Raw genomic sequence first — 13,431 nt, 5'->3', positions numbered from 1 at the left:
GTCAGGGCATGTCGATGCGGCCGAGGGCGAGGAGGTCGATCAGGGCGGGGCCGCCGTTGTAGGCGGTCATGCCGCCGTCGATCGTCAGGATCGTCCCGGTCACCATCGAGGCGGCGTCGCCGGCCAGGTAGAGGGCGCCGTCGCCGATCTCCTCCGGGGTGGCCCAGCGGCGGGCGGGCACGGCGCGCATCAGCGCCTCGGACGCCTGCCGGTCGCCGTGGAAGGACGCGGTCAGGTCGGTCGCCACCCAGCCCGGCTGGATGGCGTTCACCCGTACGCCGGAGGCTGCCCATTCGGCGGCGAGCGTGCGCGTGAGGGAGTTCACGGCGGCCTTGACCGCCCCGTAGTGGGACAGCATCGGGCAGCCGCGCTCCCCCGCGACGGAGGAGACGTTGACGACGGAGCCGCTGCCGCGCGCCGTGGCGTGCCTCCCGAACAGCCGCAGGAACCGGGCGACCGCCGTGAGGTCGACGGCGAGCACGTGCTGCCAGTCCTCGTCGGTGAGGTCCAGGAACGGTCCCGCGCCGCCGACGGAGCCGGCGTTGTTGACGAGGATGTCCAGGTGGCCGAAGCCGTCGACGGCCCGGGCGAAGGCGGCGTCGATCGCGCTGACGGAGCTCGCGTCGCAGGGCAGGGTGAGGGTTCTGACGCCGTGCTTGCCGGCCAGGGCGGCGACGTCCTCCAGCGCGCTCGCGCCGCGGGCGAGCAGGGCGACGTCGGCGCCCGCCTGGGCGAAGCGGAGCGCGATCGCCCGGCCGATGCCGCGCGAGGCGCCGGTGATCAGCGCTGACTTGCCGGTGAGGTCCATGCGGTGCTCCAAAGGGGAGGTTCGTGCAGTTCGGGCAGTTCGAAGGCGTCGACCAGCTCGGAGGTCAGCGGCATCAGCTCGGCGCGCAGCTCGTCGCGGGCCGCCCTGATCCGGGACATGAGCGGGGGCGTGGCGATGCCCTCGTCCAGCAGGAGACCGGCCCGGCGGTCCGCCCAGTCGAGGGCGTACCAGCTCAGCAGCGGCCGCAGGCGCGGCGGGCCGTCCTGGAGGATCTCCAGGACGACGCGGTCGGCCAGCGCGGTCGCGGTCCTGGCGGCCTGTGGGAGGTGCGGGTCCCAGCCGCCGGAGGGGCCGGGTGCGCCGACGCGGGCGGCGAGGTCGTCCAGGAGGCGGGTCTCCAGGGCGCGGGCGGCGTCGAGGCAGCCGCCGAGCGACAGGTCGAGGGCGCCCGGGGCGGGCTCGGGGGGCTCGTAGCGGTCGCGTTCGACCATGGCGCGCGCGACGTCGAAGAGGATGAGCTGGTTGTCCCCTCCGGCGCTGATGTAGCCGTGCGCGAGTCCCCGATAGCCGTTGAGCCTGCCGGAGGCGACGAAGCCGGGCGCGCCGCAGTGGGTGCGGCACAGGCCGGCCGTCTCCTCGGCCAGCGCGGTGACGGCGGCCTTGAGCAGCGGCAGCATCAGGTCGACGGACGCCCACGGGGCCCAGATCGGGGCGGACTCGGCGCCGCCTTCCGTCCAGGTCACGCCGGTCTTGACGCGGTTGGCGACGGCGGTCAGCGCGTACGCCCTGGACAGCGCGGTGAGCACGGCCTCCTGCTGGTTGCGGTGCTCGATGAGCGGGCGGCCGCGGGCCAGCCGCCCCTGCGTGGGGCGGCCCGCGGAGTGCCGGGTCAGCGCGGCGGCGCCGGCGCGGGTGACGGCCGCGCTCGCCGCGATGACGCCACGCCACACGTACGGGGCCGCGCACATCGACAGGGCGGACCGGGTCGCCGCCAGGGGGTCGTGGACGACGCCGGCGTCGGTGACGCGCGCGCCCGCCGCCAGCCACGACCCGGCGGGCAGCCGGAGCCCGTCGAAGCGCACGGCCGCCCAGTCCAGGGGCAGCGCGTGGTTGTCGGCGGCGGGCAGCACCGTGACGCCGTCCGGCACGGAGCCGTCGCCGAGCGGCACCAGGAAGAGGAAGACGCCCCGGTCGCCGCCGTCGTCGACCAGGCGGGCGTACACGGTGAGGAGCTTGGGGACGGCCGGGTGGCCCGCCGTGGTGGGGAACTTCACGGCCGCCGGGTCGGGGGTGGTCAGGACGAAGGAGCCGTCGCGGGCGTCGAGGCGGGCGACGGTGGCGGGCATCAGGTGGCTGTTGCTGCGCCCTGCCTCGGTCATGGCGACGACGCCGAAGCGTTCCATGCCTTCGAGCTGCCGCCGTACGGGCTCGGTGCGCTCGTCGCCGAAGCGCAGGATCGGCACCAGCGTCAGCGTGTAGTGCAGCAGCATGACGTGGAAGAGCGCCGGGTCGGCGACGGCGGCCCGTTCCAGCAGCGCGCACAGGGCCCGCGGGTCCTCCAGGAGCTCCCGGGCGGGCGGCGCGGCGGTGCCGGCGTGCCGGAAGCGCTCGTAGGTGAGGGCGTGGCGGTCCGGCGGCGGCAGGGCGCGCGGGTAGCCGAAGAAGGCGGCGGGTATCGCCTCGCGCAGCCGCGCGTGCGGCTCGTCCGGCAGGCCGCCCCGCACGAACGTGATCAGATCCACGGTGACTCCTCCGGGGGTTCGTCAGTACGGGGTCGCCCGTCAGGGCGCGGTGACGGCGCGGTGACGGCGTCGTGCAGGACGCCCACGTGGCGGCTCCACAGCTCGGCGAGCCGGTCGCAGCCCGGCACGGCGGTGTCGAACAGGAGCGACGGCATGATCCCGTCCCGGTACTGGAAGAGCACGATCATCAGCGGCTGGGCGGGCAGCAGCGGCGGAATGCCCCAGACGTCCCGGATGGGCAGGTCGCCGAGGCGGAGCGGGCCCATCCGCACAGTCGTGATGAACATGGCGGTGTAGCGCGGGTCGAACAGCCTCGCCAGGAGCGGGCGCACCGCCGCGTAGGGCAGCCGGGGCAGGAGCGCGCGGTGCAGCTCGCGGTGGCGTTGCAGGCGTTCCATGGTCGTCTGGGCGACGATCCGGTCGAGCTGCTCGACCGGCGAGGGCCGGTGGCACGGCAGGTGGATGTGCAGGCCGGTGACCTGGTTGCCGAGGCATCCGCTGCCGCGTCCGGCGCGCAGGCTGAGCGGCACGGCGACGGGCAGGCCGCGGCGGCGGCCCGGGCCGACCGGCGCGGCCCACTCGGCGGGCGCCCAGTCGCGCAGCGCCCCGGTCAGCGCCGCCAGGCACACCTGGTTGCGGGTCGCCCCGGTCACCTTGGCGGTGGCGTTGAGCGCGTCCTGGTCGAAGCGGAAGGTCAGCATCTCGCGCCGGCCGGTGAACGGGCCGCGCAACTGCTCCAGGACCGGCACGCGCCGCAGGGGCACCGCGAGGTCCGACGGGGCGGGCCAGCGGCGGGGGCGGATCGCGGTGAAGTACTCGTCGGCTCGCGGCACGGGCAGGGCGCCGCCGCCGAACAGCGCGTGCACGGTCGCGCTGATCGACATCCCGTCCTGGAAGGCGTGGTCGGCGGCGTAGCACAGCGTGTACTGCTCCTCCTCCCCCGCCTCGGGGTAGCCGTGGATGAGCGCCAGCCGCCAGGGCGGCCGGTCGGCGGGGAACGGCTGGGCCATCAGCTCCAGGGCCTGGGATTTCACGTCGGCCCCGGGCGGCAGCCGGCACTCCACCACGTGGTCGCCGGGTGTGAAGCCGTCGCACACGGTCCAGGCGCGCTTCTCGCGGTTCACGCGGTAGCTCAGCACGGGGACGCGCCGGGCCTGGGCGGCCACCAGGCGGCGGAGGTCGCCGACGCCGGGCGGAGTCCCGGGGATGCGGACGATCCCGCCGATGTACATGGTCGTCTCGTCGGTGACCTGCCCGCCGAGACCGGAGACGAAGAACCGGTCGACGGGGCCCATCGGCACCTCGCGGTCCTCGTTCCTGACAGAAATGGTGCTCACGTCTTTACGCGCCCCTTCCGTGTCCGCGTGAATCGACTCGCTAGGTGCACGCGAATTCTTCGTCACCGGCCTGCCTGCCTTTTCCGAGATGTCGGTTGACATAGTCGAGGACGAGTTCCGGGGTGCCCAGGTCCCGGTACACGTCCTCGGGGGCGGGCACGTCGTATTCGTCGACGAGACGTTCGGCCAGCTCGACCAGCGCCAGGGAGTCGAGACCCAGGTCGGCGAAGGCGGCGCCCGCCTGTTCCGGCGAGATCAGGACGTCCGAGTCCTCCCCGACGATTCGGTTGAGCTGGTCCAGCGTGAATTCCTCGGTCATGGCCGCAGTTTATGATCCGTGACCTGGCCCGGCCATTCTGCCGAAAGTCCCGGTGTCTTTGTTCCTGTCGCTTTTCCAGGCCCGGCGGGGAGAATTAATTGTCGCCGCAAAAGGCGTGCGGCCCGCTTCCGCCGAAATCCGGAGGACACGTTTGAGCACCCACAGTCGCTTCCCTTCACGGCCGATGACGGCGAGGCGGCCGGGGGTGCCGCCCCGGGCGGGCGCGCTGGCCGCCTACGCCCGCTGGTGCGTGAGACACCGGGGCCGCATGCTGTCGTTCGCCCTGCTGCTCGCCGTGGTCCTCGGACTGGCCTCCATGAAGCTCGACGACCGGCTGTCCAACGGCGGCTACACCGTCCGCGGCACCCAGGCGGCGCGGGCCGAGGCGGTGATGGCGCGGCGCTTCCCGGTGAAGCCGGCCGACCTCGTGCTGCGGGTGAGCGCGAAGGAGGACGTCGACGCCCCGGCCGTCGCCCGGTCCGCCACGCGGCTCGACCGCTGGCTCGCCGACCGGCCCGGCGTCGCGGGGGTGCAGTCGTACTGGACGGCCCGCGATCCGGCGCTGCGCGCCCGCGACGGCCGGTCGGCGCTGATGCGGGTGGATCTGTCCGGGGACGACGCGCGGGCCGCCCGCACGGCCGAGCGGATCGTCCCGGCGCTGGCCGAGCGGGCGGGATCGCTCACTGTGGAGGCGACCGGGCCGGCGTGGGCGTCGGTGCAGTTCCTGCGGCTGGCCAAGGACGACCTGCACCGGGCCGAGCTGGTCACCGTGCCGCTGCTCCTGCTCATCCTGCTGCTGGCGTTCCGGTCGGTGCACGCGGCGCTGCTGCCGCTGGCGATCGGCGGCCTGACGATCGTGGCCACGCTGTCGGCGCTGGTGCTGCTCAGCGAGTTCACGCCCGTCTCGGTGTTCGCGCCGAACCTCACCACGGCGCTCGGGCTCGGGCTCGCCATCGACTACAGCCTGTTCATCACCACCCGCTACCGGGAGGAGCTGGCCCGCGGGTGCACGGTGGGACAGGCGGTCGAGCGGGCGATGGCGAGCGCCGGGCACACGGTGCTGTTCTCGGCCCTCACGGTGGCGCTGGCCACGGCCAACCTCCTGGTGCTGCCCCTGGGCGTGCTGCGGTCGCTCGCGATGACGACGATCGTCGTGGTGCTCATGGCGGCGGCCGCGACGATGCTGATCCTGCCGGCGCTGCTGGCCGTGGTCGGCGAGCGCATCACCGCGGGCGACCCGATCGCGTGGCTGCGACGCGCGCGGCATGCCAGGGCGCGCAACGGCCGGCGGCGGCCGGTCCTGGGCTTCGGGCAGGGGGCCGAGCGGTGCGCCCACTGCGGGGAGGCGCTGCGCGGGGTGGCGTTCCGGCGCTCGCGGCACCGGTGCGCGGTGCCGGAGAGCGCGGCCTGGCGGCGCGTGGCCGCGCTGTCGACGCGGCGGCCGGTGCTGGTCGGCGGGGTGTGCGCGCTGGTGCTGCTGCTGATGGCGGCCCCGTTCCTGTGGGTGCGCTTCGGGATCGCCGACGAGCGGGTGCTGCCCGCCGGCACCGAGTCCCACCGGACGGCGCGCGGCATCCACCAGGACTTCGCCCAGCCGTTCGACCGTGACCTGCACGTCGTCCTGCCGTACCTGGACAGCTCGCGGCCCGCCGGGTGCCGGCGGCTGGAGACGTACGCGCGCAGGCTGGCGGCGCTGCCGGACGTGACCGCCGTGCGGACGGCCACGGGCGTCCACCACCGAGGCGACGCGCCGAAGAAGTCCCCCTGCCCACCCGCGGCCGAGCCGGCGACCGGGGAGAAGGCCGGGAAGGCGGAGGCGGAGAAGGCGCTCGCCGGGGCTTACCACGGCAGCGCGGCGACGCTGGTCAGCGTGTCGAGCCCGCACGACGCCCAGTCGGCGGACGCCCGGGAGCTGCTCGACCGGGTCCGCGACGTGCGCTCGCCGGGCAGGCGGCTCGTCGCCGGGCCCACGCCGCAGGCCGTCGACACGCTGCGGGCGCTGCGCGACCGGCTGCCGCTGGCGGGCGGCCTCATCGCGGCCACGGTGCTGATGCTGCTGTTCCTGTTCACCGGCGGCGTGCTGGTGTCGGTCAAGGCCGTCGCCGTGGGCGCGCTGAGCCTGACGGCCAGTTGCGGCGCCCTGGTCGCGATCTTCCAGGACGGCCACCTGCGCGGCCTGCTCGGCGACTTCACGATGACGCACCAGGTGGAGGTGGTGTCCATCCTGCTCACGGTCACGGTGGCGTTCGGGCTGTCGGTGGACTACGAGGTGTTCCTGCTGTCGCGCATCCGGGAGCACCATCGGGCGACCGGCGACCACACGGCGGCGGTGGTCAGGGGCATCGCGGGGACCGGGCGGCTGGTGAGCGTCGCGGCGCTCGCGGTGGCGGTGTCGACAGGCGTGCTCGCGTTCTCCACGAACACGGTGCTGAAGATCATCGGGGTCGGCCTGGCGCTCAGCGTGCTGGTGGACGCGACGCTGGTACGCGGCCTGCTGGTGCCCGCGTTCATGCGGCTCACGGGGACGGCCAACTGGTGGGCGCCCGCGCCGCTCGCCCGCCTGCACGCGCGGTTCGGCGTCGCGGACTCCGGTCCGCCGGCCGGGCCGCCGCCCCGGCCCACGGGGGTCCGGCGGGTGCTGGCCGCGCTGATGCCACCCCGGCATTGACCTACGGTTACCATTCCTCTACTTTCTGTAACCGTCGAGTTTCCCGGGACCTGTCATGCGCCTCGGCCTCACCGTGCTCCTGGTCGCCGCGACGACCGCCGTCGCCGTCACCGCTGTGCCCGCCCTGCCCGCCGCGCCCGCCCGGGCCGCGGACCTGCGGGGCGTCTTCCCCGTCCACCTGGCACTCTCCCTGACCGACCCGGACCGGCCGCCGCCCGGCGCCAACGACTGGTCGTGCCGCCCGTCGCGCCGCCATCCCGAGCCCGTGGTGCTCGTCCACGGCACGTTCGGCAACGCGTACGACTCCTGGCGTTACATGGCGCCCGAGCTCAGGCGGGCCGGCCACTGCGTCTTCGCGATCAACTACGGCGCGCCGCCCGGCAGCCCGCTCAAGGGCACCGGCGACATCCGGCGCTCGGCGCGCGAGCTGGCCCGGTTCGTCGACCGGGTGCTGGCGGCCACGGGCGCCCGCCGGGTGGCGCTGGTCGGCCACTCGCAGGGCGGGATGATGCCGCGCTGGTACCTGCGTTACGAAGGCGGCGCCGACGCGCGCAGGCCCTGGCGCAACAAGGTGTCGAAGCTCGTGTCGCTGGCCGCCACCCACCACGGCACGACGGCGTCCGGCGTGATGAGCACGCTGGACGTCCTCGGCGTGCGGCATCTGGCGGGCGCCGCGATCAGCCGGGCCGCGGTGCAGCAGGCGACCGGGTCGGAGTTCATGATCCAGCTCAACCGGGGCGGCGACACGATGCCCGGGGTGCGCTACACGGTGCTGGCGACGCGCTACGACGAGATCGCCACGCCGTTCAGGTCGACGTTCCTGTCGGCGGGGCCGGGGGCCGAGGTGCGCAACATCGTGCTGCAGGACGGGTGCGCGATCGACCTGACCGAGCACCTGGCGATGATCTACGACCCGAGGGCGCTGCACTACGTCAAGGAGGCGCTGTCGCCCGGCAGCGGCGGCGCCCCGGTCTGCCTGCCGGTCGTGCCCGTCGCCGGCGCCCCGCTCACCCCCTGAGCCGGGCACGGAGGGACGGGAGCCGGGGCGCGGGTGGGGGGCGAGGTCCCGGGTGACCTCGCCCCCGCTCGGATCGCGGCCGCTAGCCGGAGTCGCGCAGCCGTGACTCCTCCGCGATCACCCATCCCTCCCTGAGGGCGAAGAGCGCGGCCTCGGTGCGGCTGCGCACGTCGAGCTTGCGGAAGATGGCGTGCACGTAGTTCTTGACCGTCTTCTCGGCGATGTCGAGGGCGCCCGCGATCTGCCTGTTCGACATGCCCCTTCCGATGAGTGAGAGGACCCTGATCTCCTGGCTGGTGAGCCCGTGCCGTTCGGCTCCTGCCACCGGGGTAGGCGCCGGGCTCCCGTACTGGCGCGCTTGGCGGGGCCCGGCGGCGGGCCCCTCGTGCAGCATCTGCTCGCGCGTCCGCTCCAGGATCCGCAGAGCCTCCCGCTGGCGGGTCAGACCGTGGCGCACGAACTCGATCGCTTCCTCGATGTCCTTGATGGCCGATGACCGGGACCAGGAGACACTTGGCGCCCCGCTGAAAGGACTCACCTTCGCGAAGCCGCTCAGCACGCGTCTGCTGGCGCTCTGGTTCTCTGTCATGTGGCTGCTTTCTCGTCTGTGCCCGTCGGGGGGACGACGGACCGTACCGATGCCCCACCTCAGGCGATCCGCGGGCGGGCGCGGTCACCGGTCGCCGGGGAGGCGGGCCACGCGGGCGGGGGTGTCGCCCGGTCATCCTCCCGGGCCCCACCTCCAGTGCCCGCGTAGGGCGCTGGGCGGCGGCGCGGCGTCGCCTGCGGGCCCGCGCCCGCGCTATCGCCGGCGCGCAGCGTGTCGCGTACGCGATCCCGCGGCGGGCGCGTTCGTGGTGCCGGGGGGACCGGCGGGAGCGCTCCCGGCTTCCGGCGGCAGGGGCCTTCCCCCGGAAGTCCGGTCCGATCCTGCCGTACGGAATCGCGCGGGGCATGTGGGCGGCGGTCGCTTCGGGTTTGTTCGTGCGATGGTGACGTCGTCTCATGCGGCTCCAATCCGGGTGGCGTGCGCGCCCCGTTAGCCCCCGCGCCGAGAAACGCCTGGCAGACCACCCACTGCATTTAACATCGCGGTTCTGGCGCGGGCCAGAGAACCCGTGCGGCTCGAGATGCTTTTGTGTCCGGCCGCTCCCCGCTGCCTGAAATACGGCATAAGCCGCCAACTCTAGTGATTTACCTCCAGTAAATGGATGAGTCAGGGCAGCCGGATCACCTGCGCCCCGTAAGCGACCCCCGCGCCGAAACCGAGCAGAAGCGCCGGAGCCCCGGACGCCACGGCGCCTTCCTCCTTCAGCCGCGAGATCGCCAGCGGGATGGAGGCCGCCGAGGTGTTGCCCTGGTCCTCGACGTCACGCGCCACGACCACGTGGCCGGGCAGGCCGAGCCGGTCGGCGATCGCCTCGATCATGCGCAGGTTGGCCTGGTGCGGGACGAACGCCGCCAGGTCCGCCAGATCGAGGCCCGCCGCGTCGACGGCCCGCAGCGCCACGGCGGGCATCTCGCTGATTGCCCACCGGTAGAGCTCGGGCCCCCGCATCCGGAAGTACGGCTCCCGGCAGCCGGGGGTGTCGCGGAAGTGCGCCCAGGTCAGGTCCTGTCCCGCCACGCCCGCCAGCGACCCGTCGCTCCCCCACGTCATCGGCCCGATGCCCGGCTCCCCGTACGCGCCGACGAGGGCGGCGCCGGCCCCGTCGGAGAAGATCACGGCGGTGGTGCGGTCGCCGGGGTCGACCAGGTCCGACATCCGCTCGCTCGCCACGACCAGCACGTGCCTGGCCGAGCCGCCCGCGATCAGCGACCTGGCCACGTCGAGCGCGTAGTTGAAGCCGGCGCAGGCCGCGGAGACGTCGAACGCGCCGACGCGCTTCGCGCCCAGCTCCCGCGCGATCTGCACGGCGGCGGACGGGCTCTGCCCGGTGTAGCTCATGGTGGCCGCCACGACGCAGTCCACGGCGTCGACGCTCCGGCCCGCCGCCGCCAGGGCCTTCTCCGCCGCGGCGGCCCCCATGGTCACGACCGTCTCGCCGGGCGAGGCGGCGCACCGGCGTCGGATGCCGGTCCGCTTGACGATCCAGGCGTCGGAGGTGTCCAGGGTCCGGCTCAGTTCGGCGTTGGCGACACCTCGCCCGGGCCGGTACGCGCCCACCGCGAGAATACGCGCGGGAATGGCGAGCCTGGGACCCGCGGCTATTCGCGATCCGCGCATGCCGCCTTTCGGGACCGATTCGGCCGTCACGACTACCTCCTGCCGATGGATAACACGTCGTTCCTGATGTGATTCTGGAACTCTTTCGACAGCGTGACAAGTGCAGAAAGTCCCTGTGCACCGGGACTACCGGCGACTTCGCGAGCCCGCAGGGACTTTGGCCTCCAGCACATTTCCGGCATTTCTTCCGCTAAACCGAGCCCTTATTCTCTTGTCGCTCCGGAGCCCGCGTGAAAAATTGACGATGCCGGCGGAAGCGGCATGACCGCCCACTCGATAATCACTCCGCAGCCGGCGCGGAAATCATAGAAGCGATTCAGGAGAGGCGCTGATGACGCACCATTCCGGCCGGCGGCGCACCCCGCGCCCGGACGTCGCCATCACCGGGATCGGCATGCTCACCCCGGCGGGGATCGGGACGGCGGCCACCTGGAAAGGGCTGTGCGACGGCCGCCCCACGGCCCGCCCGCACCCGGCCCTGACCGGGCTGACGGTGGATTTCGCCTGCTGGATCCCCGGCTTCGACGCGGCGGCCACCCTCGGCGGGCCGGTCTCGCGCAGGATGGACCGCTTCGCCCAGATGGCGATGGCCGCGGCGATCGAGGCGGTCACGGACGCCGGGCTGGACACGGCGGCCTGGGAGGGCAGCCGCGTCGGGGTGATCGTCGGCACCAGCATCGGCGGCATGCCGAGCTGGGAGGAGGCCCAGCGGCGGATGCTGGAGGGCGGGCCGCGCAAGGTGCCGCCGCTGGCGATGACGCGGGTGCTGCCGAACATGGCCGCCGGGGAGATCGCCATCGCCCTCGGCGCCGGCGGGCCCTGCCTCGCGGTCGCGGCGGCGTGCGCGTCGGGCGCGATGGCCCTGCACCTGGCCCGCGAGCTCCTGCGGTCCGACGCCGCCGACGTCATCATCGCCGGGGGCGCGACCTGCGACATCAGCCCGATGGTGATCTCCGGCTTCGACCGGCTCGGCGCCCTGTCGCGCCGCCGCGAGGACCCCGCCGGGGCGTCCCGCCCGTTCGAGGCCGCCCGGGACGGGTTCGTCATGGCGGAGGGCGCGGGCATGCTGGTGCTCGAACGCCTCGGCGACGCCCGGGCCCGCGCCGGCCGCCCGTACGCCGTGGTCGCCGGTTGCGCGGCGACCGACGACGCCCACCATCCCACGGCCCCCGACCCGGGCGGCGCCGGGGCCGAGCGGGCGGTGCGGCTGGCGCTGAGCGACGCGGGCGCCGGGCCCGGCGACGTCGGCCACGTCAACGCCCACGGCACCGGGACCGTGCTCAACGACGCCGCCGAGAGCAGGGTCATCCGCCGGGTGCTGCCCCACGGGGTGCCGGTCACCTCGCTCAAGGGCACACTGGGCCACCTGATCGCGGGCGCGGGCGCCGTGGAGGCCGCCTGCGCCGCGCTGTCCCTGCGCGAGGGGCTGATCCCGCCCACCGCCAACCTCGACGTCCAGGACCCGGAGATCGACCTCGACGTCGTGACCGGCTCGCCGCGCCCGCTGGGGACCGGGCTCGCGCTGAGCAACTCCTTCGGTTTCGGGGGGCACAACGTGGTGCTCGCCCTGGCTCCCCCGTGAGCTCCCCTGATCCGCCCCCCTGATCCGCCCCCCTGATCCGCCCCCCTGATCCGTCCGTCCCGGCCGAGGAGGCCGCCTATGACCTGACCCGCGACGAGAAACCGCAGGAACGATGCACGCCGGAGGGTGGCCCGCAGGCCAGTCGGGACCGCCCGCCGTTCAGGAGGATCCATGAAAAGCAGGACGGCAATTCGACGCACGGCGACGGTCGGCGCGGCCGTCGCGGCGCTCCTCATGTTCGCGCCCGTGGCCGCGCAGGCCGACCCGTACGGGGACGGGCGGCACTGGCGCTACGTCGGCCAGTTCCCGACCGGCTGGCTGTGCGGCCAGAGCGGCCAGGCGCTGGTGCTGTTCACCGACGCCACCGACTACAGCTGCGTGCGGGAGCGCGGGGGCTACGCCCTCTTCACCCGATGACATCCGGACCAGGAAGGAACCACATGTTCACTCGTACCGCTGCCAAGCTCCTCACCATCGCCGTCGCGCTCGCCGGGGCCGGGACGGTGGCGCTCGCCGCCGCCCCGGCGGCCGGCGCCGAGGCCGCGAACCCGGCGGGGTCGCACTGGGACCACTGCGACCTGTGGTCGCGCTACGGCGGCCTCCACTGCTACACGGGCTACAACAGCTACACCGGCCACTACCCCGGCGACCGGGGCGGCCGGGGGCTGCTCGGCGGCCTGCTCGGCCTGTGAGCCGGTGACGGGCCGGGGCCCCGGTCCCGGCCCGTCACGGGAGCCTTTCGCGCGGCGGCATACCCCTCCGCCGCGCGACCCCCGGCGACATATCACCGCAAGTCGCCACTGACACGTTCCGTGACCGCAACCCTCGCTATCGTCACGCCGGTAGCACCCACGAGCCTCGGGAGGACCAGGGCATGGCGCAGCGTCTGCTCATCGAACGCCGCGACGGCCACCACGGCGGGCGGCGGGCCCGGCGGCTCGCGTGCGCCCTGGCCGCGACGGCACTCCTGCTCCCCGTCCACGCACTCCCCGTCCACGCGCTCCCCATCCACGCGCTCCCCATCCACGCGCTCCCCATCCACGCGCTCCCGGCCCACGCGCTTCCCGGCCAGGCGGCCTCGGCGCTCGCCGACCACGGCAGGCTGCCCGGCCTGGCCACCGCCGGCCAGGCGCGCGAGCAGCTCGACGCGCTCACCGTCGGGCAGCGCGGCTCGCTGGCGGGCTACAGCCACAGCTCGTTCATGCCGGAGTGGGCCGCCCAGGAGGGCACCTGCGACACCCGCGAGACGGTCCTGCTGCGCGACGGCCACGGCGTCCAGGCCGACGCCGACTGCCGGCCCGTCGCCGGCACCTGGGAGAGCCCGTACGACGGCCGGACGCTGACCAGCTCCGACCAGATCGACGTGGACCACGTGGTGCCGCTGGCCAACGCCTGGCGGTCGGGGGCGGACTCATGGAGCCCCGAGCGGCGCCGGGCCTTCGCCAACGACCTCACCCGCCCCGAGCTGGTCGTCGTCAGCGAGTCGGTCAACCTCGACAAGGGCGGCCGCACCCCGGTCACCTGGCGCCCGCCGCGCACCGCCTACTGGTGCACCTACGCCCGCGCCTGGATCGGCGTGAAGCACCACTACGGGCTCCGCGTCACCGAGGCGGAGAAGTCGGCCCTGACGGACATGCTCGCCACCTGCTCCCCGTGACGACGGGCGCCCGCCTGAAGGCCAGGTGACCTCCTCCTCCCGTCTGAAGGGCGTCCGACCTTCCCGCCCCCGCCTGAAGGGGGTTGACCTCCCCTCCCCCGCCTGAAGGGGT

General features: G+C 74.1%; 12 protein-coding genes. 6 read left to right on the top strand and 6 right to left on the bottom strand.

Annotation, left to right across the window (positions count from 1 at the left end; all coding sequences use genetic code 11):
- Nucleotide 1: 1 nt before the first annotated feature.
- Genes AB0G11_RS35200 through AB0G11_RS35185 form a run of 4 tightly spaced genes read right to left on the bottom strand, consistent with a single transcriptional unit; the run spans nucleotide 2 to nucleotide 4,167 of the window.
- Entirely contained in the window at nucleotides 2-808 is an 807-nt protein-coding gene (locus AB0G11_RS35200; RefSeq protein ID WP_219513247.1) for a glucose 1-dehydrogenase, read from the bottom strand.
- Nucleotides 781-2,511 (bottom strand): hypothetical protein, encoded by a 1,731-nt coding sequence (locus tag AB0G11_RS35195; protein WP_357591042.1) that lies wholly within the window; start codon nucleotides 2,509-2,511, stop codon nucleotides 781-783. The genes AB0G11_RS35200 and AB0G11_RS35195 overlap by 28 nt, the downstream gene beginning before the upstream one ends.
- Nucleotides 2,502-3,848, bottom strand: a complete 1,347-nt coding sequence (locus AB0G11_RS35190) for a wax ester/triacylglycerol synthase domain-containing protein (RefSeq protein ID WP_357591040.1) — start codon at nucleotides 3,846-3,848, stop codon at nucleotides 2,502-2,504. The genes AB0G11_RS35195 and AB0G11_RS35190 overlap by 10 nt, the downstream gene beginning before the upstream one ends.
- 40 nt (nucleotides 3,849-3,888) lie before the next feature.
- Nucleotides 3,889-4,167 (bottom strand): phosphopantetheine-binding protein, encoded by a 279-nt coding sequence (locus AB0G11_RS35185; RefSeq protein ID WP_357591039.1) that lies wholly within the window; start codon nucleotides 4,165-4,167, stop codon nucleotides 3,889-3,891.
- A 184-nt stretch (nucleotides 4,168-4,351) separates the two neighbouring features.
- On the opposite strand from AB0G11_RS35185, the gene AB0G11_RS35180 reads away from it, so the two are divergent.
- Nucleotides 4,352-6,835: an MMPL family transporter gene (locus AB0G11_RS35180; protein ID WP_357591037.1), complete on the top strand. Its 2,484-nt coding sequence runs from the start codon at nucleotides 4,352-4,354 to the stop codon at nucleotides 6,833-6,835.
- 55 nt (nucleotides 6,836-6,890) lie between these two features.
- The gene (locus tag AB0G11_RS35175; RefSeq protein ID WP_219513230.1) at nucleotides 6,891-7,853 is read left to right on the top strand and encodes an alpha/beta fold hydrolase; all 963 of its coding nucleotides are present in this window, start codon (nucleotides 6,891-6,893) and stop codon (nucleotides 7,851-7,853) included.
- A gap of 82 nt (nucleotides 7,854-7,935) precedes the next feature.
- On the opposite strand, the gene AB0G11_RS35170 is transcribed toward AB0G11_RS35175, so the two are convergent.
- Nucleotides 7,936-8,442, bottom strand: a complete 507-nt coding sequence (locus tag AB0G11_RS35170) for a response regulator transcription factor (RefSeq protein ID WP_219513214.1) — start codon at nucleotides 8,440-8,442, stop codon at nucleotides 7,936-7,938.
- 627 nt (nucleotides 8,443-9,069) lie between these two features.
- Complete coding sequence (locus AB0G11_RS35165; RefSeq protein WP_357591127.1) at nucleotides 9,070-10,080, bottom strand: beta-ketoacyl-ACP synthase III; 1,011 nt, start codon at nucleotides 10,078-10,080, stop codon at nucleotides 9,070-9,072.
- A gap of 331 nt (nucleotides 10,081-10,411) precedes the next feature.
- Between AB0G11_RS35165 and AB0G11_RS35160 the strand changes: the two genes are divergently transcribed.
- The 4 genes from AB0G11_RS35160 to AB0G11_RS35145 all read left to right on the top strand — a co-directional run bounded on the left by AB0G11_RS35160 (nucleotide 10,412) and on the right by AB0G11_RS35145 (nucleotide 13,319).
- On the top strand, nucleotides 10,412-11,662 hold the full coding sequence (locus AB0G11_RS35160) for a beta-ketoacyl-[acyl-carrier-protein] synthase family protein (RefSeq protein ID WP_357591035.1): 1,251 nt from the start codon (nucleotides 10,412-10,414) through the stop codon (nucleotides 11,660-11,662).
- Between the two features lie 171 nt (nucleotides 11,663-11,833).
- Nucleotides 11,834-12,079: a hypothetical protein gene (locus AB0G11_RS35155; RefSeq protein ID WP_219513210.1), complete on the top strand. Its 246-nt coding sequence runs from the start codon at nucleotides 11,834-11,836 to the stop codon at nucleotides 12,077-12,079.
- Nucleotides 12,080-12,102: 23 nt separating this feature from the next.
- Nucleotides 12,103-12,354: a hypothetical protein gene (locus tag AB0G11_RS35150; protein WP_219513208.1), complete on the top strand. Its 252-nt coding sequence runs from the start codon at nucleotides 12,103-12,105 to the stop codon at nucleotides 12,352-12,354.
- Between the two features lie 182 nt (nucleotides 12,355-12,536).
- A complete protein-coding gene (locus AB0G11_RS35145; protein WP_357591033.1) occupies nucleotides 12,537-13,319 on the top strand; it encodes an HNH endonuclease family protein in 783 nt (260 codons plus the stop codon).
- The last annotated feature ends 112 nt before the right edge of the window (nucleotides 13,320-13,431 follow it).

Source organism: Nonomuraea sp. NPDC023979 (assembly GCF_040639085.1).
Lineage (GTDB): Bacteria > Actinomycetota > Actinomycetes > Streptosporangiales > Streptosporangiaceae > Nonomuraea > Nonomuraea ceibae.
The sequence above is the reverse complement of the archived record's forward strand: the minus strand, read 5'-3'. Positions and strand labels throughout refer to the sequence as shown.

Bases quoted from the DNA above. Each gene is read 5' to 3' on its own strand.
- AB0G11_RS35200 (WP_219513247.1), bottom strand. From the start codon at position 808: ATGGACCTCACCGGCAAGTCAGCGCTGATCACCGGCGCCTCGCGCGGC.
- AB0G11_RS35185 (WP_357591039.1), bottom strand. From the start codon at position 4,167: ATGACCGAGGAATTCACGCTGGACCAGCTCAACCGAATCGTCGGGGAG.
- AB0G11_RS35180 (WP_357591037.1), top strand. From the start codon at position 4,352: ATGACGGCGAGGCGGCCGGGGGTGCCGCCCCGGGCGGGCGCGCTGGCC.
- AB0G11_RS35175 (WP_219513230.1), top strand. From the start codon at position 6,891: ATGCGCCTCGGCCTCACCGTGCTCCTGGTCGCCGCGACGACCGCCGTC.
- AB0G11_RS35170 (WP_219513214.1), bottom strand. From the start codon at position 8,442: ATGACAGAGAACCAGAGCGCCAGCAGACGCGTGCTGAGCGGCTTCGCG.
- AB0G11_RS35165 (WP_357591127.1), bottom strand. From the start codon at position 10,080: ATGCGCGGATCGCGAATAGCCGCGGGTCCCAGGCTCGCCATTCCCGCG.
- AB0G11_RS35160 (WP_357591035.1), top strand. From the start codon at position 10,412: ATGACGCACCATTCCGGCCGGCGGCGCACCCCGCGCCCGGACGTCGCC.
- AB0G11_RS35155 (WP_219513210.1), top strand. From the start codon at position 11,834: ATGAAAAGCAGGACGGCAATTCGACGCACGGCGACGGTCGGCGCGGCC.
- AB0G11_RS35150 (WP_219513208.1), top strand. From the start codon at position 12,103: ATGTTCACTCGTACCGCTGCCAAGCTCCTCACCATCGCCGTCGCGCTC.
- AB0G11_RS35145 (WP_357591033.1), top strand. From the start codon at position 12,537: ATGGCGCAGCGTCTGCTCATCGAACGCCGCGACGGCCACCACGGCGGG.